The organism is Clostridium beijerinckii HUN142 (assembly GCF_000621745.1).
Classification (GTDB): Bacteria; Bacillota; Clostridia; order Clostridiales; family Clostridiaceae; genus Clostridium; species Clostridium beijerinckii_A.
In genome coordinates this window covers 1-20440 of the sequence record NZ_JHXK01000045.1, presented here as the reverse complement: position 1 = coordinate 20440, position 20440 = coordinate 1, and the positions used below count along the sequence as shown (strand labels likewise).

Here is a 20440-nt window from a genome sequence, read left to right as displayed (position 1 = left end):
AAATTTAAATTAGACATTATAAAATATATTTAATTTAAAGTGTTTCATAAAATACTGTATCCTTTAAAGCTTTACGTGTCTCAATATGTCTGTCAGGTGATGCTGCTTTAGATCCAGCTTCAACATCAGAATATCCTATTGCTAAAATATTAATAGGTTCAACATTTTCTGGAATATTAAAACATTCTTTTATTATCTTTGAATCAAAAATACCTATGCATACTGTTCCAAGCCCTAGTTCAGTAGCTTGTAGCATCATATGATCTGTCACAATACCAGCATCAACATCTGCTGAATCTTTTCCATCATTAGATCTTTTCCATGATTGACTATGATCCGAACAAACAATAATTGCAAGCGGTGCCCCATATGCATTTGTTCCAGCCTTAAGCTTTTCCAAACTTTCCTTTTTTTGAACTACTATAAGTTTCTGAGGTTGGAAATTTGCAGCAGTAGGTGCAACTCTTCCTGCCTCAAGTATTTTATCTAATTTTTCCTTTTCAACAACCTTATCCTCATATTTTCTTACTGAATATCTTTTTTTAGCTAAATCTATAAAATTCATTTTATTCATCCTCTCAGAATTTATTTTTTAGTTTTGATTGCGCAATCACTCTTGTCCTTACAAATTTAATTATACGTACGTAAAAAAAAAATGTAAGTACGCAAATTGGTTATATACTGTATAAAAAAGTATACTTAAGTATACTATTTTATACTTATATAATTTCTATTTCTATATAGCGAAATAACAGGTTAACGCTATCCGTTATTGCTTATAGACTACCTTAAATTATTTAACACCCTAAAAATTAATGTCTGCTGTTGAATATAAGGCCGCTTTACCGCTCATTTTTACTCTATCCCCTTGATATTCACAATATAATGTGCCTCCTCTTGGAGAAGCTTGATAGGCAACTAATTTACTCTTTCCTAGCCTGTTAGCCCAAAACGGGATAATATGGCAATGTCCTGAACCACATACTGGATCTTCTGATACATCACATTTAGGTGCAAATGATCTCGATACACAATCAAACTCTTTACCTTTGGCTGTAACCTGCAAAAGCAGTCCATCAAGTGTACTTACCTTTTCTTGATTCGGATTTAGGCTCCTAACTTCTTCCTCTGATTCAAGAATACAGAGCAAATCTCTTCCCAAATATGCTTCTAAAGGTCTAACTCCAATCGCTTCCACCATTGCCTCAGTCACATCTACTTTTTTTAATTTATATGATGGAAAGTCCATTTCAAGGAGGTCGCCTTTTTTCACAACTACTAGAAGTCCACTAAGTGTCTGGAAGCGAACTTCTGTTATTTCAGGCTCAATAAAATTAGTTATAATATATGCTGCTGCAAGAATCGCATGCCCGCATAAATCAATTTCTCCCCCCGGAGTAAACCACCTTAATTTATAATCTAATCCTTCTTTTACTGCAAAAGCTGTCTCAGATAGATTGTTTTCCCTTGTTATCTTCATCATGATATTCTCTGGAAGCCACTCATCCATAACACATATTGCGGCAGGATTCCCTCCAAATACCTTATCTGTAAAAGCATCTACTACATATTGTCTCATTTTAATTTCCTCCTTTATTCTCCTAAATAAACAACAGCTTCAACCTCGCACAAAATACCAAGCGGGAGCGTTTTTACCGCAATACAGCTTCTAGCTGGCTTTTCCGTAAAATAATTTGCATACACCGTATTGAATGTTGCAAAGTCAGACATATCTGCAAGAAAACAGGTGGTCTTAACTACTTTCGTAAAATCCGTTCCTACTTCCTTAAATATTTCGCCAAGGTTCTTCATTGTCTGCTCTGCCTGAGCTTCAATTCCTCCTCCCACTATAGAACCATCTATGGGGTCAAATCCTCCCTGTCCTGACGTAAAAAGAAAGTTTCCTGCCACATAAGCCTGGGAATATGGTCCAATTGCTTCAGGTGCATTTGCTGTACTGATTTTTCTCAAAATTCATACCTCCATTTTAGTTTTATGTAATTATTAAAGGATTTTCTACGTTCTTTTCCATATCACAGATACATTGGATTGCTTTCTCTACCATATTGGATACAACTTTTCTTGTATAAAAAGCAGTATGTGGTGATAAAATAACATTGGGAAATGATTTTAGTACCGCCATCTGCCTGTTTATAATACAATTTCCCATTCTATTGATATAATATAGTCCATACTCATTTTCAATCACATCCAATGCTGCATGTGATACTTTCCCCTTCTCAAGTGCATCTATAAGCGCATCTGTATCTATTAATGTCCCTCGTGCAGTATTCACAATCATGACCCCATTCTTCATAATATCAAATGCCTTTTTATCAATCAGATGGTAATTTTCCTTACTGGCTGATGCATGAAGAGTGATTATGTCGCTTTCCTTTAGTAAGGTATCAAATTCTGTATATTCTACAAGTCCACTAAGCTCTTCTTTTTGGTGAGAGGTGTTTACAAGAACCCTGCACCCAAATGCCTTCAGATATTTAATTACTGCCATTCCAATCCGACCAGTTCCAATCACTCCTACGGTGCAATCACCTAAATCTTTTCCTAATTTCCCCTTAAGTGAAAAGTCCTGAATCCGTGCACGATCTAAAATATGACATATTCTACGGCACCCCATCATCATAAGCATAACTGTATATTCTGCTACCGAGTCTGGTTCATAGCTTACATGAGAAACCTTCATCCCGATTTTTTTCGCATGCTGTATGTCGATATGGTCATAGCCGATGGACCGTGTCGCAACGTATTTTACTCCCAATTCGCGAAAGCAATCCAATAGTTTAGCATTAAAATCACATACTGTTACGCTGACCGCATCGTATCCTTCTGCCAGTTTTGCATTTTTTAAGTTTGGGTGCTCCGCTGTATATCCATAGGTATACCCATATTTCCCAACCAACTCATCAAAAAATTCTTTTTCATCAAACTCCCTAAAACAGTACACAAATATTTTCATTAGTTTACAGTCCATCCTTTACACACATCAACCCATTTTTTTGAGTTTGAGTATTTTTCTAGTTCTGCTATATCTAATTGTATGGCACTGTTCCCGCTTCCCGCAGCTGGATATACTGTAGAAAATCGTTTCATTGAAATATCGAGATAAACCTCTATATTTTCATTTATACCAAATGGGCATACCCCACCTGGAGCATGACCGATTATTTTCTCCACTTCCTCAGAAGAAATCATTTTTGCTTTTTCATGAAATTCTTCTCTGTATTTTCGGTTATCTATTCTAGCATCTCCAGCAACAACAACCAGTATTCCTTTGTCACCAACTAAAAATGAAAGAGTCTTAGCAATCCTCTCTTGCTCACATCCAATCGCTTCTGCTGCAAGTTCTACTGTTGCACTTGACTGTTCCAATTCTATTACTTTATTTTCAATACCGAAGCTTTTAAAATATTCTTTTACTTTAATAACTGACATAATATAACCTCCAGATGTTTCATTGATTTTTATATGACCTTAGTATACAATGGGTCTATATATAAGTAAAACGACTATTTCTGATTTATATATTAGATATTCTAATGTAAAGGAGATAATAATATGAACCGATATATTGCTCTATGTAAAATTGTAGAAGTCGGAAGCTTTTCAAAATCCGCAGATTTACTGGGTTATACTCAGTCTGGAATAAGCCAAATGATTCAGTCACTTGAAGATGAGTTATCTTTGAAACTACTGCTGCGTTCACGAACTGGTGTAAAACTTACTCCAGAAGGAGAAGAATTATATCCTTATATATTAAAAACTGCTTCTTCTTATCGTGCAATGATAGAGAAAACTAAAGAGATAAAAGGTATTGAATCAGGCATCATACGAATTGGTACTATTTCAAGTATATCCTGTCATTGGCTACCTCATATGATAAAGGAATTTCAGACCATTTATCCTAATGTACAATTTATTCTTCATCAAGGAGACTATACGACTATTCCAGAATGGATCAAATCAGGTGAAGTTGACTTTGGTTTTATAAATCCCGCTGTTGCATCAGGATTAAATACTATTACTTTAAAGGATGGTGAACTTTTGGCTGTTCTTCCCCAAAATCATCCATTAGCAAGAAATAATGTAGTTACATTGAAACAGCTTGCAGCTGAACCTTTTCTCCTTTTGGAAGAAGGTGCTCTTAGTGAACCATTAGAAGCTTTTCATACACAGAATCTCCATCCGAATATCAAAATGTGTATTCATGATGATTATTCTATTCTTTCTATGATTGAGGAAGGCTTAGGGGTAAGTATTTTGCCTGAATTAGTTTTAAGACGTGTAAGCTACGATGTAGCAAAAATTCCAATAAGCCCACCAGTAACACGTACTATAGGAATTGCTTTTAATAATCTAAAAACAATTCCTATAGCAAGTAGATATTTCATTGATTATTTTAAGAAGCACATTCCTGATTAATTCCAGAACAAAATGAAAAGCTAGTTACGGTTATATCTAATTACCTGAATTAGCTCTTTTATTTCTGTAACTGGATTCCAACCTTATTTCACTTTAGCCATGTTTCTTGACACATAATTACTGGATTAATTACTTCTACAAAGATTCCTCTTTGTTTCAAATAACTTAAAACGGGTAAATGATATGTTCCAGTAGCTTGAAGTATAACTCTACTTTCTTCATTAAAATTAAGAATATTATCTGCTAGGTGTCTGCATTGTATAATTCAAGGTGTGCTATGAGATGATGAGTTATCATTATAATCGCATTTCTGACATTGTGTAAGGACATTTTCATTGTCACTTTTATGATATGCCCCAGACCACCTGCATATACTTTGCAAAATTGGAATGACTGTTTTCCCCTGTTCTGTTAATGTGTATTCCACCCTTGGTGGAATTTCATTATATTGCATTCTGCTAATAATATTATCAGCAATCAATTCTTTTAATGTAGCGGATAATACTGCATCCGTAATATCTGTCAATTCACGACGCACTTCATTGTACCTTAGTAATCCTTTCTCAGCAAGAATACAAATAATCCGAGCTTTCCACTTACCACCAAAAATATCAATTCCATATTCAAGAGGGCAACGGATTTCTTTCTCTAATTTATGTTTATACATAGCTTTCTCCCTTCGTAAAAGTAACTCTGTTTTAACTATCTCTTATTTTTATTATAGTGCACCTGTATTATATTTTATCTATATTAAATAAACAACCCAATCTTATTAAATAGCTATTACTAATAAATTAAATAGTGACTAAGAAATTTATTAGTGACTAATAAATTTCTTTATATCTTCACCATTAATATTTAATCAGATATACTTAGCACGTAGATAAACAAAATGTTTTTATCGCTCTCTATAAGACCGATAAAATACATTTTGAAAAATAATAACATTATATATATAAAATTCAGGAGGAATTACCATGAAAGTAAAAGCTTATTTAGAAATCACAATGAGAATCAACTCTGAAAACCGCCCTGCGGCTGCAAAGGTTTATAACGATTATCGTGAACCTTTTTTAAACCAAATTAAAGGCGCTTTAACTAAAGATCTTTTAATTCGCGATGAAGACGTTCAAGTACTGCACGGGTTTGACAGTGTAGAAAATGCACAATCATACCTAAGTAGCGATTTATTCAAAAACGATGTATTCGTTGGATTGAAAGATCTATGGACAATCGATCCAGATGTAAGAATTTACAGTCTGTAAAAGTTTATTGGTAAAAGAGAAGAGGATGTCGCAAAATGATTAAAATTTTAATCAGTAGCGCCGCTCCTTCTCGGTTCAAAGCAAAGAATCTCTAACTAATTGAAATAAAATCTTGATTAGTTAGAGATTCTTGTATTTTGGGCGCGATTAAATAAGTCTCCTTAATTCTTTCCACAATTAAGCAGTTACTTTTAACTCGTGAAGATGATTTTGAGTTATATTTCATGTTTTTACGTTTACTTATATCATTTTTAAAACTTTTCTTTTTCCATATTTCATAAGTTTGCGGCTTTATATATGTAACTTGATCACCTTTCAGACCGTCTTTCTCTATATCCTAAATTCTGAGCAAAAATAGGGACTTTGTTCCGTTTGGCTATTTAGAAACCCTCTTCTGCTTTCGGAACATTCAAAGACACTTGTTAACAACTACACCACTCATGATGTGTCAACATAGGCAAAGTGTCATGATAAGGTTCAATTTAAACCAAAATGCAAAAATTGTTTCTCCCTATCTGCCTACGAAAATAAATTATTTAGTGTATAAGAAAGACCTCTACTTTTATCACTTATTTAGATATTAAACTGAATCCATTTTTTTATAATGAATGCATTCTCTTTATATAGTATACTATATACATCTTAAGTATAATTCTTATACTAATTAGGAGCTGATAACATGAATAAAGAAACAATAAACTTGAATTGTCAAGATAAACCATGTCCAGTAGAAACTACTCTCAACATCATCAGTGGAAAATGGAAAGGTATTATCTTATACCGTTTGCTTGGAGGAAAAATAAGGTTCAACGAATTTAAACGCATGATGCCAAATATAACCCACAGAGCATTAACTATACAATTACGTCAATTGGAACAAGATGGTGTCGTAAAACGTACCGTTTATCCTGAAGTTCCTCCACGTGTAGAATATGAATTAACATCACTTGGTTTTTCTATGGAACCAATTATTGAAGCTATGTATAATTGGGGTTCAGATTATCAAAAAAATCCCAAATCATAAATATCTTGTTTAATAAAGGTAGTGAACGTTTTAGACTCAAGAAAGCTCATCTGCTTTTGATTTAACGCTACTCCCGTTTACGTATGACAATATAGTGAGTATGTGCACTATATTGAATCAATTGTTTATCTTTATATCGCCTATTACTACATAAACGTCAAACTATTTATAACATTGGAATACTCAACTACATAATTTTCTTAACAAATTGTTATCTCTATTGAAATCAGAAAGGATATTTAATAATGTTACATTCAAATAAAAGTTTTTTTAAACACACTATAAATTTATTTCCTGAAAATTACCTTAATGCATTAATAAAAGATGAGATGGAATTTACTTTTAAAAAGGGAGATTTAATTTGTACACCAGAAAGATCAAATAAATGTTTTTCTATTATAAAAGAAGGATATATATGTAATTTTCATATTTATATAGATGGTAAGGAATGCATTATAGGATTGCTATCAAGTGGTGATATTATTGGACTTACAAATGTATTTTTAGAAAAACAAAATAATGTATTTTATAGAGCTTTGACAGAAGTTAAAGTTGTCTCTATTTCTGGTGAAAAACTTAAAGCACTTGTAGAACAAAACCCATTAATTGCAACGTCTTTGCTAAATTATTTTTCTGAGACACATCATGATATCATTGAAACTTTAGAGCAAATTAGTTATGGAACAGTTGAAAGCCGACTTATTTTTTTATTTAAGAAACTTATAGATTTCAAGCAAGAAAATAATGGTTGGTATCCAATTTCTGTTTCACTTACTCATAAAGATATAGCAGGCATGATTGGTTCAAGTCGTGAAACTGTTACTACGAATATAAACAAACTTTTAAAAGGTGGTATAATTAAACGCCTTGAAAATATCATATGGATCCAATTATAAAAAAATTAGATTAAGTGTAAGCTACATTACATCTTTATTTAGCATCTAGTGTTAGAATCCTAATATATCAATTCATAAAATGAAACTTTTCAGGTGGCGTTTTAACTCCAGCTGAATTTAGTTGAACTTATACCCTCAGGGGGCACAATGTCCAGGAGCGTGCAGCCGTTATCTCTCACTTGAATAAGTGAGAGTTTTACGGATGTTAGCTATCGGATAAAAATTAAAAACAGGAGGATGTTATCATGAATAATATTGTATTAGATGCTATAAATCAAACGAAAAAAACAGTAATGGAAGATCCAAGTTTAGGTATGACAAAGTTCAATGCTCATCTTGATTGGGAAGATGGTACTAAAAACAATGTCCTTATAAGAGATTTTTCTCCCCTAGTTATTGATGAACCAGATGTATTGGGTGGAACTAATAAAGGGCCTAATCCAGTTGAATATATATTAGCAGGAGCTATTAGTTGTTTTTCAATTAGTTTTGAAATTTTTGCAAGTAAGCAAGATATTAAACTAGAAAAAGTTAGTGTATATATTGAATCAGATGTTGATTTAGCTGTATTTTTTGGAATTAAAGAGGGTGAACGTGGAATTATAAATCCTACTATAAAACTGAATACAGTTACTTCTGCTCCTATTGAAAAAGTAAAAGAAATAGCAAATCTTGCACTTTCAGCCTCAGTAGTTTTGAATAGCCTTAAAGCAAAAGTAGAATTAATTGTTGAGTAATCATAGTTAGACACAAAGTATAGTTACATATTATATGTTACGAAAAGACATTATATCTAAGAATTATGATGTTAAACAGATAAGATGAAATTAATAAAAGAAAGTAGGATGTTTATGATTGAGTATAAAACTGAAGGAGTATGTTCAAAAAAAATCGAATTTATAATTGAAGATGGCATATTAAAGGATGTAGAATTTATATCTGGATGCAATGGCAATCTTCAAGGTATAAGTAAATTAGTTGAAGGTATGAAAGTAGAAGATGTTATTGATAAACTTGAAGGAATTAAATGCGGACCAAGAAATACTTCCTGTCCTGCACAACTAGCAAAGGCTTTGAAGCAACAATTAGAAAAATAATAATTAGCTTACAGTTTTACTTGTAAGTAATAATACAATAGTACCTCCTTAGAAATTTTAAGGATGTATCTCAGAAGCTCAGAAAAACCTTTTTTTGAGTTTTATCTTTTTCTAATACTTTTTAATTTTTCACTTCTGTTTTCCCACTACAAAAGCTACCTAAACTTTATATTCTTGATTTTGAAAAGCACTATACGAAAAAAATTTAATATTTTAAGGAGGACGTAGATATGTCTATTTATAATTTTAATGCACATTTAATTGATGGAGAGGAAATAAAATTAGATCAATATAAAGGAAAAGTTGTAATAGTTGTAAATACAGCTAGCAAATGTGCATATACCCCTCAATACAAAGATTTAGAAACTTTATACAAAAAATATAAAGAAAAAGGATTAGAGATTTTAGGATTTCCATGCAATCAATTTGCAGAACAAGATCCAGCAGATAATGATGAGATAAAAAGATTTTGTCAAATTAATTTTGGAGTAACCTTTCCACTTTTTGAAAAGATTGATGTAAGGGGAGTAAATGCACATCCAATATTTAAACATCTGACGGAAGTATCTCCTTTCCAAGGAATTAATGAAGATACCGCAAGTAGTAGGATGTTATATGCATATTTAAAAGAAAATTTTCCAGATTATTTATTAGGCGATTCTATAAAGTGGAATTTTACCAAATTCTTGATTGATAGATCTGGAAAAGTAGTTAGACGATTTGAACCTTCTTTCGAACCTATGGATATGGAAGCGGATATTGAACTCTTACTTTAATACAAAAAATTATTTAAACACTCACTGTTTAAGATGCCTCTTATGTAATTAACATACAGTGTATATGGTATTGTTATTATTAATACTACTATAATGAATGAATATTTTTCTTATATAAAAACTCTGACTATATCTTTCATATAAGTAATACCTGTCAATTTCGCTTATAGCCTTAATTCCTTGACTATTTTTTAGCAAAGAAAAAGACACATTGGAAGATAACTTCAATGTGTCTTTATAAACCATAACTTCTTTTACAACAAGGTCTCTTATGAACTTTTTACATCGTGGAACATTCCTGCCACTACTTCATTGGCAGTAAAACCTCAATATTCTGAGCTTTCCTTGTTCCGCTATTGCTATCTTTACATTTATCCTTAGTTCATCAGTATGAGCCTGTAAACTCAATAGTGCCATACACTATATGGACTTTCATACCCTAGAATCTTACTAATCAACACTTACAACACAATATGTGTTATATTCATTTCTGAATATACTGCATTTAGACCCGTACATTCCTGATTTCGTCAGTTGCTTTGCAACATACTAACCATAGATACTTTTTAGACCACCAACCTATCAAACACTCGACCACCTCTAGTTCGCATTTCGTAGCATATTATTATGCCTTACAGTATTATCCTCTCAGCCGCCTTTACCGAGCTCATAACATCTTTGTGTTTACTCACAGAAATGCTCTATCCGATACTACCATTAGAATACGAACTGTACCAAAATCATGTAGAGTACAGTACCCACTCCGATAGAAAGAAACATGTTCTTTTTCCAAAATTGCAAGCTTACTACCACGGCACCTGCAAGCAGCTGTGGAATTCCGTGGCTGTTGGAAAATAAGTCTACATTTTTATAACAATAAATCACCAGCATACCAAAGATAGCTGAAGGAAGTACATTTCCCAAATATTTGATATATTTCGGGGTAGGCTTGTTCGCAGGAAATGTAAAAAAGGCAATCCACCTTGTAAATTGAGTGGCTAATACTACTATTCCGATTGTAATAACTTGTTGTGCTGTTGTCATTGTGTTCTAACCTTCCTTTCCAACTGTTTGCGCCGAAAAGTCAGGATCACCCAAATTCCTGCCATAGCGGGTAACAGGAAATACTTTTCTCCAAACATTGTTAAGCTAAGCAAAGAAATCCCCAGCCCTAAAAGTGAACTTTCATGAGAGGACTCATTTTGCCACTGGCTAATAAAAATTACCAGAAACAAAGCAGTCATAACAAAATCTAATCCCTCCATGTTAAAGGTCAGCAAAGAACCAAAAAGTGCTCCGACAGCAGTGCTGACCACCCAATAAATATAATTGTAGATTGTAACGAAAAACATGAACCAACCCTTATCAATTCCTGCCGGAACATCTGCCATATAATTAACTGAAAATGATTCGTCAATCATTCCAGCGATCAGAAACCATTTTTTCTTTCCAGTACCTCGGTATTTATCCAGCATGGATATCCCATAAAAAACATGGCGTCCGTTCACCATAATGGTAAGAAACAAGGCATATATAGGATTAAAATTGCTAAGCAGCAACCCTACCGTAACAAATTCCATAGAACCTGCAAAAATAGTGACAGCCATGAGGATAGGATAAATTGGTGAAAACCCACAAGATCGCATATAAACTCCATAGGCGATACCCAGAAAAATGAATCCTGCCATCATTGGAATTGTATAAAGAAATGCTGTTTTCGCGGCTGTTACTTTACTAGTTCTAATATCATCATTTTCTATTACAGTACTTAAGTTTTGCATATATTTACCCTCCTTTACTATGTTCTGTATCATTGAATTTTTAGAATTTATAATTCAATAACATCTTTAATTATTCTTCCAATTCAATATATACTCTTTCATTAATTTTACTTTTACTTTTAAATTTAACTATTTTTATTTTTCAAAAAATGTTGAGAGCTACCACATGTACCTAAACATCAATTATAATACTATTATTTTCAATCTGAATTTTTGTCATCGTTGTCTGAACTATTTAATTTATCAAAGGAATAGAACTTGTAACGCAATTCTCCAAAGTTTATCCCAAAGAATAATTCAAATAGCTTGCTTAAAAAGAGAGACAATATAATTCCAGACACCATAGTTAAAACTGATGCAATTCCCCCTATTCTACTATTAGGGTCTCCACAAAGCATGATAACTAACACGGCAAGAAAAATCTGCACTACCAACATACATAAAACAACTACACAGAGTGTTCTCACAAGTTTTTCTGTTTTCACATCAAACACCTTCTCTCCTTAATTTTTTGATTCTATTTCAATTTCTAATAACTTGATGTAATTATATAAAAGCAGACTTACAAAGAGTGTTGTTATTTAAGACCATCTGCTTTTTATTATAATAAGTATAAAACTTCTTAACTTATAAACTATTTTTAATCCTAGCATTTACAAACATCAATCCATTCAAGACAATTTCGATATTTTTCCAGTTCATCTATCGTTAACTCAATTGCACCACTTGAGCTGCCACAGGCAGGAAAAACAATCTTAAAACACTTAAGCGATATATTCTAGATAAACATTCACGTCTTTGTTCAATGCAAATGGACACACTGCCCTCACTGCATGACCACTAAAATCTTCGACTTCATTAAAATCAATCATTTTCTTTTACTGTAAATGCAGTTTCAGATAAATTGTTTTCCATGGCTATTTTTCTGCATAGTATCATCAGAAAGCCACTTATCAAAAACACATATCCCTGCTGGATTTCACTCAAATACCTTATCTGTAAATGCATCAACAACATAATATTTCATTTTAAATCCCCCTAAAGTTCAATTTCTTTCATGATAACAGAAAAAAAAATGCACACAATACAATAATTGTGTGCAATACAATTTTCTTGAGAAAAAATATGTTTTTGGTTATATCCAATTTTCTTTTAAAAGTTCTTTCAAAATCTTTAATCCCTGTTCCAATTCCTCTAAACTCCGCGGTGCAGCTACCGCCAGGCGTACTGCATCAATAGGTTTTATCTTCCCTACAGTAAATCTTTCTGCAGCATAAACTTTAACCCCCTTTTCAAATGCCATTGCTTCAAATTGTTCTCCGTCCATGCCTTCTGGCAATAGCAGCCATCTAAAAATAACTTCATCATCCCCCATAACTTGATAACCTGCTAAATATTTATTTACAAGCTGATTACGTTTCCTTATCCTTTTACGCCTTTCATTAACTAACTTATCCACATTTTTTGAGGCAATCATACGTGAAGACAATTCCATTAAGAACACTGATTGAGAAATATTTATGTTATAAAGTGCTGTTTTTAAATCATTCATATAATTCTTTGGGATTGCAATATAAGCCAGCCTCAATGCAGGTGCTACAGTTTTAGATAAGCTCACAATATATATTGTTTGCTCAGGAGCATATGAAGCTACGGCCGGGAAAGGTTTTTCCATAAACAAGCTATTTATTCCATCTTCTATTACAATCAGCTTCTTCTCTTTTGCGATACGGGCAATCATTTTTCTACAATCCTCTGACATAATATGTGTTGTTGGATTTTGATAATTTGGAATAATATATATACCTTTTATGTTCTCATTTTTACAAGCATGTAATAATCCATCTTCACTAATTTCATTATTATCATGATTAATTGGAACTAACTGAATTCCCAACATTTTAGCTACACTTTTTATACCTGGATAAGTTAATGGATCAGTACCTATTCTATCCCCTGGCTGAAACAGTCCTGCCAAGATTGCTGCTATTGCATTCTGCCCCCCACTTGCTGGAAGCAGTAAATCAGCCGTAGTTTTATATCCTGATTTTTCTATTAACTTAACGGCTGCCTCCCTTTGCCATTTGCGTCCTTCTAAACTTCCATATTGAAACAAATTTTCAAAATCCGGCTCTGTCATCATCTTTTGTAATAACACGGTAATCTCATTCTTAGATATAGCTTCCATTTCCGGCATCATAGACCCCATCTCAACTAAGTGTGATGAATGATCCGGTGTCATAAAGATATTGGTATTCACATCATAGGAAACAAAAGTTCCACTTCCTACTGTACCACTTAGTAAACCATTTTTCTCACACACCTTAAATGCTCTTGAAATCGTACTAACATTAATATCAAGGAAGTCAGCTAATTCTCGCTGTGGTGGCAGTTTAGTTCCTGGCAATAAAACACCATCAGCAATATCCTTTTCAAGTTGATTCACTAATGATAAATATAATGGTTGATTTGTTTTCTCTAATTTTGGTTTCCAAGTCATTGGATAGTTTTCAAATGAATTAATAGGCATAATACTCCTCACATCTAAATTATTTATAAATAATGTTTGTATTTCAATATCTTTGATTATATCAAAATTTGCGTCTTTAATGTATTATTTTTTCTTTCAAAACTCTTAAATTCATTCTGAAAATACCGATATTTTTATAAGTACTTACGTAATTTATTATTTTAATTTCTTTTAACCTCTTCAGTTTGATTGAAGTTTGTAGAAACGATAGTCTTAATTAAATTAATTTCCATTATAGTCTCCTTTTATAATATTTATAGTTTATTCTTGCTTTGCATCTTTTTACTATCACGTTTTAGTTTAGAATTGTGATTTAAACTATTTGAATACTTATTTAAAAATTACACATCCTATTATTCAATTTCATTATCTCATATTTATAGAATCTATTTTGGCCCCTTAAGTGAGCCTTTTTATGTTAAAAATTTTATTAGCATTTTAAATCATTGATATTTTAATAATAATTTTTGATGTTGTTCATAACAACTTTCACGCAATCTCTCAAAATTTCTATAAACATCTTTTCCGCTAAGTACCTTGGGTACGATTTGGTTTATTTTTTAATTTTCTTCTCCAAATAATGATTGGTCGCAAATTCTACATTGATATTTGCATTTCTTTGCTAATTTTTGCCTACTTAAAATATTGTTTTATTAAATTCTTTTTCGTCTTTTTTAATAAAGTATTCCTTTAATGTTTTATCATCTGGACTATTCTTGTATTTAATCAATTGATATCTTATTATTGGTATCCACTGCATTTTCATTAATTGACAGTTTTTTTGTACTTTTATCACTTAATAGCTATTTATCATTGCTCACACCATGTATGTCTTTGCTAAAATATTTCTTAATAATCGATTTCCATAGTTTCTTAGGATGCATACCCTTGAGATGTCGTCTTATTTTAATCCATGTGTAGTAATCTATGTCTATGGTACGGAACATATTCTTTCGATTCAGAACCGAGTATTGGAAATTCATTCATTGCTTCTCCCTTTAATCTTAGTATTGTTTAGTATTTTAAATAAAAAAATGCTTAAACTATACTCCTGATTTTTTTCATTTGTCTTACTATTATTTGCAACTTATTCCTGTTAATTGCTGTAACATCCCTCCATCAAATGAACAATATATGTTTCCAATCATACTATAATTTAGAGCGTTTTTTAAAGGAGCAAAATCGTATGAGAGAATACGGAGCACCTAATTCCCCACCACCAAAAAACAAACCTAAAAAACCAAAAGTTTCATATATCGTTGACTGCTTACAATCATATACGTATGTATGGCCTAAACATGGGAAACCTTTCTGGTTCTATCCTACAAGATTAGAGCAAGGAGAAGTTTCTGGTTATAGATGGGACGGGAAAAAATGGGTCTTTTATGGATTTGATGAAAAATCTATAAGTCAAGTTGCATGTTACCCAGTTCCTACCCTTTACTAAAGTCGTAAAGAAGTTTAACCAAACAAAGTTTTCAAGTTATTTACTAGTAAAGATTTTCTCTGGTGCTACATTATTTTCATGTAACACCAGAAAAACAAAAATCCCATATACATGAAATTATACAAATATATCACAATTATATACTGTAGCCAATATTACTCAAAACTATAAATAAAATTTTATAAAATTAAGTAATTTTAATGGTATTATAACCTTCTCATAGATGTACTTTTCAATGCCTTTTTCTTTTGCACACATATTAATAATTTAATCTATAAGAATTTCACTTTACTACGTCAAATCTACATATTGTGAATTAAATTATCTGAATACTTATTTTAAAATTGCTTTTAATCATATTATTATTTATAAAATCCATTGTATGCCTCTTAATTGTGATATTTTTAGTTTTAATATCTAAAATTTCAGTATTGTTTATTAACTTCTTTTGACTCTATATTTCTCAATAAGTATATCACTAATACCTTTACGTGTACTTATAGCCTTTTTCTTTGCTTTACAGCTTATTTATTATTTTCCTACTGATAAACTCTTCTTTGCATGGGTTTATTACATCTTTAGTATTCTACACTCTACCATAACAGCACTGGTTTTATTTCTCTTGCAAATGTATTAATACAAAATGAGCCTGTTTATAGTCACTCCTTTTTTCATTTTATAAAAATTTATTCATTTTATATAACACTATTTCCCTCAAAGATGAATATCATATATTTGAAAGGAGATTACAAAAAATGGAATTAAATAAAATTAACTATAGCAATAACATGCAAGATTTACAAAGCAAATGCAAAAAATACTTATACTGTAATGTTACTTTAATAATGTCAGATGGAAGCATATTTGATGGAATTATTGAAGATGTAGACAAAGACCGTATTGCAATGTTGGTTGGTGAGGATGCAATGGATCTAGATGATAATGATGATGAATATAATTATGATGAAAAAAGACAGTATGGAAATGCTGGATTTCATCGTCGCCCACGAAGAAGATTTAGGCGTTTTAGACGTAGATTTTTTCCATTCTCTAATATAGCTGCACTAGAATTATTATCGTTCCTTCCTTCACGCCATCGTCATTCATATTAAGAGATAGAGAGTATAAGAGTTAGACTTATACTCTTTTATATTTAATCACTTTGATATTATTTAACCACTGCGTTTCAAATTAGGTTTTTGTATACTTTACTTTTGTATTTCATCTTTGCTTATTATTTCTGTCTACAATCTAACTAATTTGCGTATTTTGAACTATTAATTAAATTCTTTTTATGCAAAGAATTATTAAATATAATTGTGAATTAAATTACCTGAATATTTTTTTGAATTATACATAATATAATTGGCTTTGATTATATTATTATTTATACAGTCCATTGTGTTTCTCTTAATCAGAACATCTTTTTGTGCCTAATTTTAATGCTACATAATAAAATTTTCACCTCTAAAAAATGCCACATGAATATTTCCATTGCATATTAATATAATAAATTTAGTTATTTAATTACATAACATTAAGATTGTAAAAGGTGGTTAATCTTATGAAAAAGACTATTTTTATATGCTTCATTTTATTATTTATGTCTTTAAATTTAAATTCAATTCCAGCTGTAGCTCAACCAGTCTCAAGAACATTTTCACAAGGCATTTATAGAATGAAGGACTTAAATCTCATCTCAAATGTTGCATATACAGTCAAAAATTCTTCGCCTAGTGAAACATTCTTGATTATATTTGATGAAAACAAAATAATACAACAATCTATCCGATTGGAAGGAAATTCAATAAACTACGTTCTAAGACCAATGAAAGAAGACTTTAATTTTGTAATATTAGGTACTTGACAATTAATATTCACACCAACAAATGTTAATCCATAATAATATTTATAAGATTACATAATTTCATTAATAGGCTTCTTCATATTAAAACTTATTTTTATTTACTTAATCCTTCACTAGTATTACGTAGTATTTAAGATATAAAAAATACCGCAAATTCATTTTTGAATAATGCGGTATTAAAATTGGCTCATTATATTTAACTGTAACTGCTAACTTATATTGTCCAATATAGATTAGTTTTCAAACTACACTAACTCTTCAATAGCTTGAACTGCTTTAGTAACCCCTCCAAGACTCAACAACATCTCTCCTGATTTCTTGGAATTATTTGCATATGTTGAATCTTCATTAAACTCACCAATTATTTTTGTGATTATTTTACAATCAAAATCTTTTGCTTCCAACATCTTTCCTGCATTTAACTTAACTATCGAAGATGCATTATACTTTCTCTCAAATACATTGCCTGGACATATAATTTGTGGAACCCCATATATTAAACCTGTCATAATACTATTTTGACCGCCATGGTTTATATATGCCATTGCTTCTGGCATTAACTTGTTAAAGTCAAATCTTTTATTAATATTTATGTTATTCTTTTTGTATGGTTCTACTTCCCCTGTAGCAATATAAACTTCATATTTAGAATTTTCAAAAGCCTTAGTTAATTCCTCTATTAACTTCATAGGAGATATTGTCCCATTCCCCATATATGCTACTATTTTATTTTTTTTCTCTTTAACTGTTATGGTATTTGATGAAGAAAGAGGTCCAACAAAAACTACATTCTCTCCATCTATTGGTTCTATTTCATAAGAACTTGGAACAACCTTTAAATTAGCCCAATCAAAAATCTCTAAAACAGATTCTACCTTATTTAAATTATTCTCTTCTAAATACTTATTTACTCCTCCACTATACTCAGGATTGCAGGCGAAACTTTTTTTAACAGTGAAGCTAAATCCGGTAGCCACTTTTATACGTTCTAACTTAGCTGCAACAATAGCTGCTATTCTAAATTCTGTGTAAATGACATCTGGATTAAATTCTTGTATTGCTTTTCTAATGTAATGTACGTCATTTGCAAAAAATTCTTCATTAATTGCTCCTATAAAATTTAAAACCTCTTCAAAGCTATTCATAGTTTTTTCTTGCAATTTTTTTAATATATTCTTGTCGGTTATTTCAGAAATATCTAACATGGACGGAATAGGAGCATAATAATTTTTTACATTTTCTATACTATGATAATTAGGATCTTCTGCTGCACATAATGCCACTTCATGACCTCTCTTAATGAATTCATTTGCTAATAATATTGTTCTTGAAAAAGGACCTTTTGTTTCAACTATTGCTGACATGGGTGTAATTAAAACCCTCATGCTATTCACTCCTTTATCTATTTTTGATCAAACTAACCATATGTTAATTATACCACTTTATGGTAAAAACTGTATTGTTCAATTTTCAAAGAACTAATTTTTTATTTACTACGTCAAATCTACAATTTTAGAATTATGCATATTTATTTAATAAGTCCACATAATAAAATTACTCATTTACATGCGTAGAGCTTAAATTATTAAAGGTGGTTAAACTAATGAAAAGATCTGTCACTATTTTCATTATTCTTTTCTTTCTATTATTTAATATAAGTACTTCAATAGCTATTGCTGAAACTAAAACATTGACTCAAGGCATTTATAATGTAAGAGATTCCAACTTATTGATAGGATCTCCACTTACAGCAAGGATTACGCCTGCTAATAGTAGTGCCATAATTATAATTGTTGATTCTAATCAGGTAATACAGTCGCTAGTAAGATTAAATCCAAAAATTTCTCAACAAATCTTACCTCCACTTGATTATAATTACTCGATTATAATTTTCGGTAATGGCACTGTAGTATTGTCATAAATGGTACTTTTAAATTGTCTCCTTTTTATTTATTTTGCTACACCACTTCTACATTGAATGCAGCTCTGCATCCGTTAATAGTATTGCTCAAGTATTTAGGATATAAAAGATACCGCAAATTCATTTTTGAATAATACGGTATTTTTATATCCATCATTTTTATTAAATTTATTCTTTATTAGTACAACTTATTTTTCCTTAAAATTCTAAAGACTTTATAAAATCTTTACTTTGCAATATATTTAAGAATTTAATTATATTAAACGATTCATATATTCGTATCACAACTTTCAAATCAATTAATAAGGATTTTTCATCTCTTTTGCTCTTCAAATTAATTATAGTTATCTCATTACTTTCAAATATTTCTTGAAGAAATTTAATAGCATCTGGCTCATCCACAATCTGCAGCGCTAATGTCTCTGTCCTTGGAGATGATAAAAACTTAATTTTGCCATGTAAAAGTATTTGTCCCATTATAGTAATAGTAGTAGCTGCTATCCCAACAAAATAAAGCCCAGAACCTATAGCTAAACCTATAGCCGCTGTAGCCCAAACTCCTGCTGCAGTTGTTAATCCCACTATTGTTTGCTTTTGCATAAAAATTATCCCTGCACCAAGAAATCCAACTCCTGTGACAACCTGAGCTGCTATACGTGATGGATCAAGAGACATATTAGGCCATCCTATCTGATCTTGAAATCCATATTTCGATATAATCATTATAAGTGCTGCCCCTATAGCCACGATAAAATGCGTTCTAATTCCGGCCTCTTTCATTCGATTCTTTCTTTCATATCCAATAGACATCCCACATATTGCAGCAATACAGAGCCTTAACAAATAATCTAATTGCATTAAATACAGCTCATTCATATTTCATACTCCTTTCATTCTATTATCTTGGCTATATTAGAATATTATACCATATTTGAATTTAGCTACTATTTTATTTACATCATTATTCAATTTTTATCTCGTGCGTATTAAATTAATGTTAGTATAAATTTTACGAATTTCAAAATGCAAATCTGTTATTGTAAATTCAAAAGAACAAAGTGGCTGCGCCACGCTCCTTCGGAGAAATTTATTATATTTTAAGTTAAAAACCATAGAGATTAATTTCCCTATGGTTTTCTTATTATAGCTTATATTTTTTTCCGTATACCCCTTTGTATTCTTTAGGTCTCATAGTGCCACCGCATTTTTCGCATGAAAAACAAGGCGGTTCATCTATATTACTTTGATCCATCTCATCAAAGTATTCTACAACCTCCCTAGGTATATTTTCTGTTATCCCACATTTTAAGCATTTATATGGTATCATCTCTTCCACTTATTATCCCTCCAACTATGTTGTTGTCGGCTTTATTTTACCATATAGAACTCCTTTTGC

At 31.2% G+C, this 20440-nt stretch carries 25 protein-coding genes; 11 read left to right on the top strand and 14 right to left on the bottom strand.

Going from position 1 to position 20440, the window contains the following annotated elements:
• Positions 1 to 34 precede the first annotated feature (34 nt).
• From T483_RS0117475 to T483_RS0117455, 5 genes are all read right to left on the bottom strand, one after another.
• Positions 35 to 565, bottom strand: coding sequence for a nitroreductase family protein (locus tag T483_RS0117475; protein WP_026888005.1), 531 nt, complete (start codon positions 563 to 565; stop codon positions 35 to 37).
• Positions 566 to 805: 240 nt separating this feature from the next.
• Positions 806 to 1579 carry a PhzF family phenazine biosynthesis protein gene (locus T483_RS0117470; protein ID WP_026888004.1) on the bottom strand — a complete coding sequence of 258 codons (774 nt, stop codon included), beginning with the start codon at positions 1577 to 1579 and terminating at the stop codon, positions 806 to 808.
• A 14-nt stretch (positions 1580 to 1593) separates the two neighbouring features.
• Positions 1594 to 1971 (bottom strand): RidA family protein, encoded by a 378-nt coding sequence (locus T483_RS0117465; protein WP_026888003.1) that lies wholly within the window; start codon positions 1969 to 1971, stop codon positions 1594 to 1596.
• A gap of 22 nt (positions 1972 to 1993) precedes the next feature.
• Positions 1994 to 2965 carry an NAD(P)-dependent oxidoreductase gene (locus T483_RS0117460; protein ID WP_242841882.1) on the bottom strand — a complete coding sequence of 324 codons (972 nt, stop codon included), beginning with the start codon at positions 2963 to 2965 and terminating at the stop codon, positions 1994 to 1996.
• A gap of 11 nt (positions 2966 to 2976) precedes the next feature.
• The gene (locus T483_RS0117455; protein WP_026888001.1) at positions 2977 to 3453 is read right to left on the bottom strand and encodes a YbaK/EbsC family protein; all 477 of its coding nucleotides are present in this window, start codon (positions 3451 to 3453) and stop codon (positions 2977 to 2979) included.
• Positions 3454 to 3576: 123 nt separating this feature from the next.
• Here T483_RS0117455 and T483_RS0117450 point away from each other — a divergent pair, with 123 nt between their 5' ends.
• Positions 3577 to 4440, top strand: a complete 864-nt coding sequence (locus T483_RS0117450; protein WP_026888000.1) for a LysR family transcriptional regulator — start codon at positions 3577 to 3579, stop codon at positions 4438 to 4440.
• A gap of 265 nt (positions 4441 to 4705) precedes the next feature.
• On the opposite strand, the gene T483_RS0117445 is transcribed toward T483_RS0117450, so the two are convergent.
• A complete protein-coding gene (locus T483_RS0117445; RefSeq protein WP_026887999.1) occupies positions 4706 to 5107 on the bottom strand; it encodes a winged helix-turn-helix transcriptional regulator in 402 nt (133 codons plus the stop codon).
• A 310-nt stretch (positions 5108 to 5417) separates the two neighbouring features.
• Here T483_RS0117445 and T483_RS0117440 point away from each other — a divergent pair, with 310 nt between their 5' ends.
• The 6 genes from T483_RS0117440 (at position 5418) to T483_RS0117415 (ending at position 9498) form a co-directional block, all read left to right on the top strand.
• The gene (locus T483_RS0117440) at positions 5418 to 5705 is read left to right on the top strand and encodes a hypothetical protein (RefSeq protein ID WP_026887998.1); all 288 of its coding nucleotides are present in this window, start codon (positions 5418 to 5420) and stop codon (positions 5703 to 5705) included.
• Between the two features lie 679 nt (positions 5706 to 6384).
• On the top strand, positions 6385 to 6729 hold the full coding sequence (locus T483_RS0117435; RefSeq protein WP_026887997.1) for a winged helix-turn-helix transcriptional regulator: 345 nt from the start codon (positions 6385 to 6387) through the stop codon (positions 6727 to 6729).
• Between the two features lie 245 nt (positions 6730 to 6974).
• Complete coding sequence (locus T483_RS0117430; RefSeq protein ID WP_051560437.1) at positions 6975 to 7625, top strand: Crp/Fnr family transcriptional regulator; 651 nt, start codon at positions 6975 to 6977, stop codon at positions 7623 to 7625.
• Between the two features lie 245 nt (positions 7626 to 7870).
• Positions 7871 to 8362, top strand: a complete 492-nt coding sequence (locus T483_RS0117425; protein ID WP_026887995.1) for an OsmC family protein — start codon at positions 7871 to 7873, stop codon at positions 8360 to 8362.
• 114 nt (positions 8363 to 8476) lie between these two features.
• Positions 8477 to 8722, top strand: coding sequence for a TIGR03905 family TSCPD domain-containing protein (locus tag T483_RS0117420; protein WP_035790328.1), 246 nt, complete (start codon positions 8477 to 8479; stop codon positions 8720 to 8722).
• Between the two features lie 230 nt (positions 8723 to 8952).
• Positions 8953 to 9498, top strand: a complete 546-nt coding sequence (locus T483_RS0117415) for a glutathione peroxidase (protein ID WP_026887993.1) — start codon at positions 8953 to 8955, stop codon at positions 9496 to 9498.
• Positions 9499 to 10215: 717 nt separating this feature from the next.
• On the opposite strand, the gene T483_RS0117410 is transcribed toward T483_RS0117415, so the two are convergent.
• From T483_RS0117410 to T483_RS32190, 5 genes are all read right to left on the bottom strand, one after another.
• Complete coding sequence (locus tag T483_RS0117410; RefSeq protein ID WP_026887992.1) at positions 10216 to 10542, bottom strand: branched-chain amino acid transporter permease; 327 nt, start codon at positions 10540 to 10542, stop codon at positions 10216 to 10218.
• Positions 10539 to 11279: an AzlC family ABC transporter permease gene (locus tag T483_RS0117405; protein WP_035790326.1), complete on the bottom strand. Its 741-nt coding sequence runs from the start codon at positions 11277 to 11279 to the stop codon at positions 10539 to 10541. The genes T483_RS0117410 and T483_RS0117405 overlap by 4 nt, the downstream gene beginning before the upstream one ends.
• A gap of 200 nt (positions 11280 to 11479) precedes the next feature.
• Positions 11480 to 11746: a hypothetical protein gene (locus T483_RS0117400; protein WP_242841881.1), complete on the bottom strand. Its 267-nt coding sequence runs from the start codon at positions 11744 to 11746 to the stop codon at positions 11480 to 11482.
• Between the two features lie 668 nt (positions 11747 to 12414).
• Positions 12415 to 13809 (bottom strand): PLP-dependent aminotransferase family protein, encoded by a 1395-nt coding sequence (locus T483_RS0117390; protein ID WP_026887989.1) that lies wholly within the window; start codon positions 13807 to 13809, stop codon positions 12415 to 12417.
• 637 nt (positions 13810 to 14446) lie between these two features.
• On the bottom strand, positions 14447 to 14605 hold the full coding sequence (locus tag T483_RS32190; protein WP_242841880.1) for a hypothetical protein: 159 nt from the start codon (positions 14603 to 14605) through the stop codon (positions 14447 to 14449).
• Positions 14606 to 14995: 390 nt separating this feature from the next.
• Here T483_RS32190 and T483_RS0117380 point away from each other — a divergent pair, with 390 nt between their 5' ends.
• The 3 genes from T483_RS0117380 to T483_RS0117370 all read left to right on the top strand — a co-directional run bounded on the left by T483_RS0117380 (position 14996) and on the right by T483_RS0117370 (position 17123).
• Positions 14996 to 15256 (top strand): hypothetical protein, encoded by a 261-nt coding sequence (locus T483_RS0117380; RefSeq protein ID WP_026887987.1) that lies wholly within the window; start codon positions 14996 to 14998, stop codon positions 15254 to 15256.
• A gap of 755 nt (positions 15257 to 16011) precedes the next feature.
• Complete coding sequence (locus tag T483_RS0117375) at positions 16012 to 16368, top strand: hypothetical protein (RefSeq protein ID WP_026887986.1); 357 nt, start codon at positions 16012 to 16014, stop codon at positions 16366 to 16368.
• Positions 16369 to 16820: 452 nt separating this feature from the next.
• The gene (locus T483_RS0117370) at positions 16821 to 17123 is read left to right on the top strand and encodes a hypothetical protein (RefSeq protein ID WP_026887985.1); all 303 of its coding nucleotides are present in this window, start codon (positions 16821 to 16823) and stop codon (positions 17121 to 17123) included.
• Between the two features lie 245 nt (positions 17124 to 17368).
• Here T483_RS0117370 and T483_RS0117365 read toward each other — a convergent pair whose 3' ends face one another.
• On the bottom strand, positions 17369 to 18508 hold the full coding sequence (locus T483_RS0117365; protein ID WP_026887984.1) for a glycosyltransferase: 1140 nt from the start codon (positions 18506 to 18508) through the stop codon (positions 17369 to 17371).
• A 218-nt stretch (positions 18509 to 18726) separates the two neighbouring features.
• On the opposite strand from T483_RS0117365, the gene T483_RS0117360 reads away from it, so the two are divergent.
• The gene (locus tag T483_RS0117360; RefSeq protein WP_026887983.1) at positions 18727 to 19044 is read left to right on the top strand and encodes a hypothetical protein; all 318 of its coding nucleotides are present in this window, start codon (positions 18727 to 18729) and stop codon (positions 19042 to 19044) included.
• Between the two features lie 198 nt (positions 19045 to 19242).
• Here the strand turns inward: T483_RS0117360 and T483_RS0117355 are convergent, their stop codons facing one another.
• Both T483_RS0117355 and T483_RS0117350 read right to left on the bottom strand, forming a co-directional pair.
• Positions 19243 to 19920 (bottom strand): MgtC/SapB family protein, encoded by a 678-nt coding sequence (locus T483_RS0117355; protein ID WP_026887982.1) that lies wholly within the window; start codon positions 19918 to 19920, stop codon positions 19243 to 19245.
• A gap of 265 nt (positions 19921 to 20185) precedes the next feature.
• Entirely contained in the window at positions 20186 to 20371 is a 186-nt protein-coding gene (locus T483_RS0117350) for a hypothetical protein (protein WP_242841860.1), read from the bottom strand.
• Between the last annotated feature and the right edge of the window lie 69 nt (positions 20372 to 20440).

Bases quoted from the DNA above. Each gene is read 5' to 3' on its own strand.
- T483_RS0117475 (WP_026888005.1), bottom strand. From the start codon at position 565: ATGAATTTTATAGATTTAGCTAAAAAAAGATATTCAGTAAGAAAATAT.
- T483_RS0117470 (WP_026888004.1), bottom strand. From the start codon at position 1,579: ATGAGACAATATGTAGTAGATGCTTTTACAGATAAGGTATTTGGAGGG.
- T483_RS0117445 (WP_026887999.1), bottom strand. From the start codon at position 5,107: ATGTATAAACATAAATTAGAGAAAGAAATCCGTTGCCCTCTTGAATAT.
- T483_RS0117370 (WP_026887985.1), top strand. From the start codon at position 16,821: ATGAAAAAGACTATTTTTATATGCTTCATTTTATTATTTATGTCTTTA.
- T483_RS0117365 (WP_026887984.1), bottom strand. From the start codon at position 18,508: ATGAGGGTTTTAATTACACCCATGTCAGCAATAGTTGAAACAAAAGGT.
- T483_RS0117390 (WP_026887989.1), bottom strand. From the start codon at position 13,809: ATGCCTATTAATTCATTTGAAAACTATCCAATGACTTGGAAACCAAAA.
- T483_RS0117350 (WP_242841860.1), bottom strand. From the start codon at position 20,371: ATGATACCATATAAATGCTTAAAATGTGGGATAACAGAAAATATACCT.
- T483_RS0117455 (WP_026888001.1), bottom strand. From the start codon at position 3,453: ATGTCAGTTATTAAAGTAAAAGAATATTTTAAAAGCTTCGGTATTGAA.
- T483_RS0117360 (WP_026887983.1), top strand. From the start codon at position 18,727: ATGAAAAGATCTGTCACTATTTTCATTATTCTTTTCTTTCTATTATTT.
- T483_RS0117420 (WP_035790328.1), top strand. From the start codon at position 8,477: ATGATTGAGTATAAAACTGAAGGAGTATGTTCAAAAAAAATCGAATTT.
- T483_RS0117450 (WP_026888000.1), top strand. From the start codon at position 3,577: ATGAACCGATATATTGCTCTATGTAAAATTGTAGAAGTCGGAAGCTTT.
- T483_RS0117415 (WP_026887993.1), top strand. From the start codon at position 8,953: ATGTCTATTTATAATTTTAATGCACATTTAATTGATGGAGAGGAAATA.
- T483_RS0117410 (WP_026887992.1), bottom strand. From the start codon at position 10,542: ATGACAACAGCACAACAAGTTATTACAATCGGAATAGTAGTATTAGCC.
- T483_RS0117405 (WP_035790326.1), bottom strand. From the start codon at position 11,279: ATGCAAAACTTAAGTACTGTAATAGAAAATGATGATATTAGAACTAGT.
- T483_RS0117380 (WP_026887987.1), top strand. From the start codon at position 14,996: ATGAGAGAATACGGAGCACCTAATTCCCCACCACCAAAAAACAAACCT.
- T483_RS0117430 (WP_051560437.1), top strand. From the start codon at position 6,975: ATGTTACATTCAAATAAAAGTTTTTTTAAACACACTATAAATTTATTT.
- T483_RS0117440 (WP_026887998.1), top strand. From the start codon at position 5,418: ATGAAAGTAAAAGCTTATTTAGAAATCACAATGAGAATCAACTCTGAA.
- T483_RS0117435 (WP_026887997.1), top strand. From the start codon at position 6,385: ATGAATAAAGAAACAATAAACTTGAATTGTCAAGATAAACCATGTCCA.
- T483_RS0117355 (WP_026887982.1), bottom strand. From the start codon at position 19,920: ATGAATGAGCTGTATTTAATGCAATTAGATTATTTGTTAAGGCTCTGT.
- T483_RS0117375 (WP_026887986.1), top strand. From the start codon at position 16,012: ATGGAATTAAATAAAATTAACTATAGCAATAACATGCAAGATTTACAA.
- T483_RS0117425 (WP_026887995.1), top strand. From the start codon at position 7,871: ATGAATAATATTGTATTAGATGCTATAAATCAAACGAAAAAAACAGTA.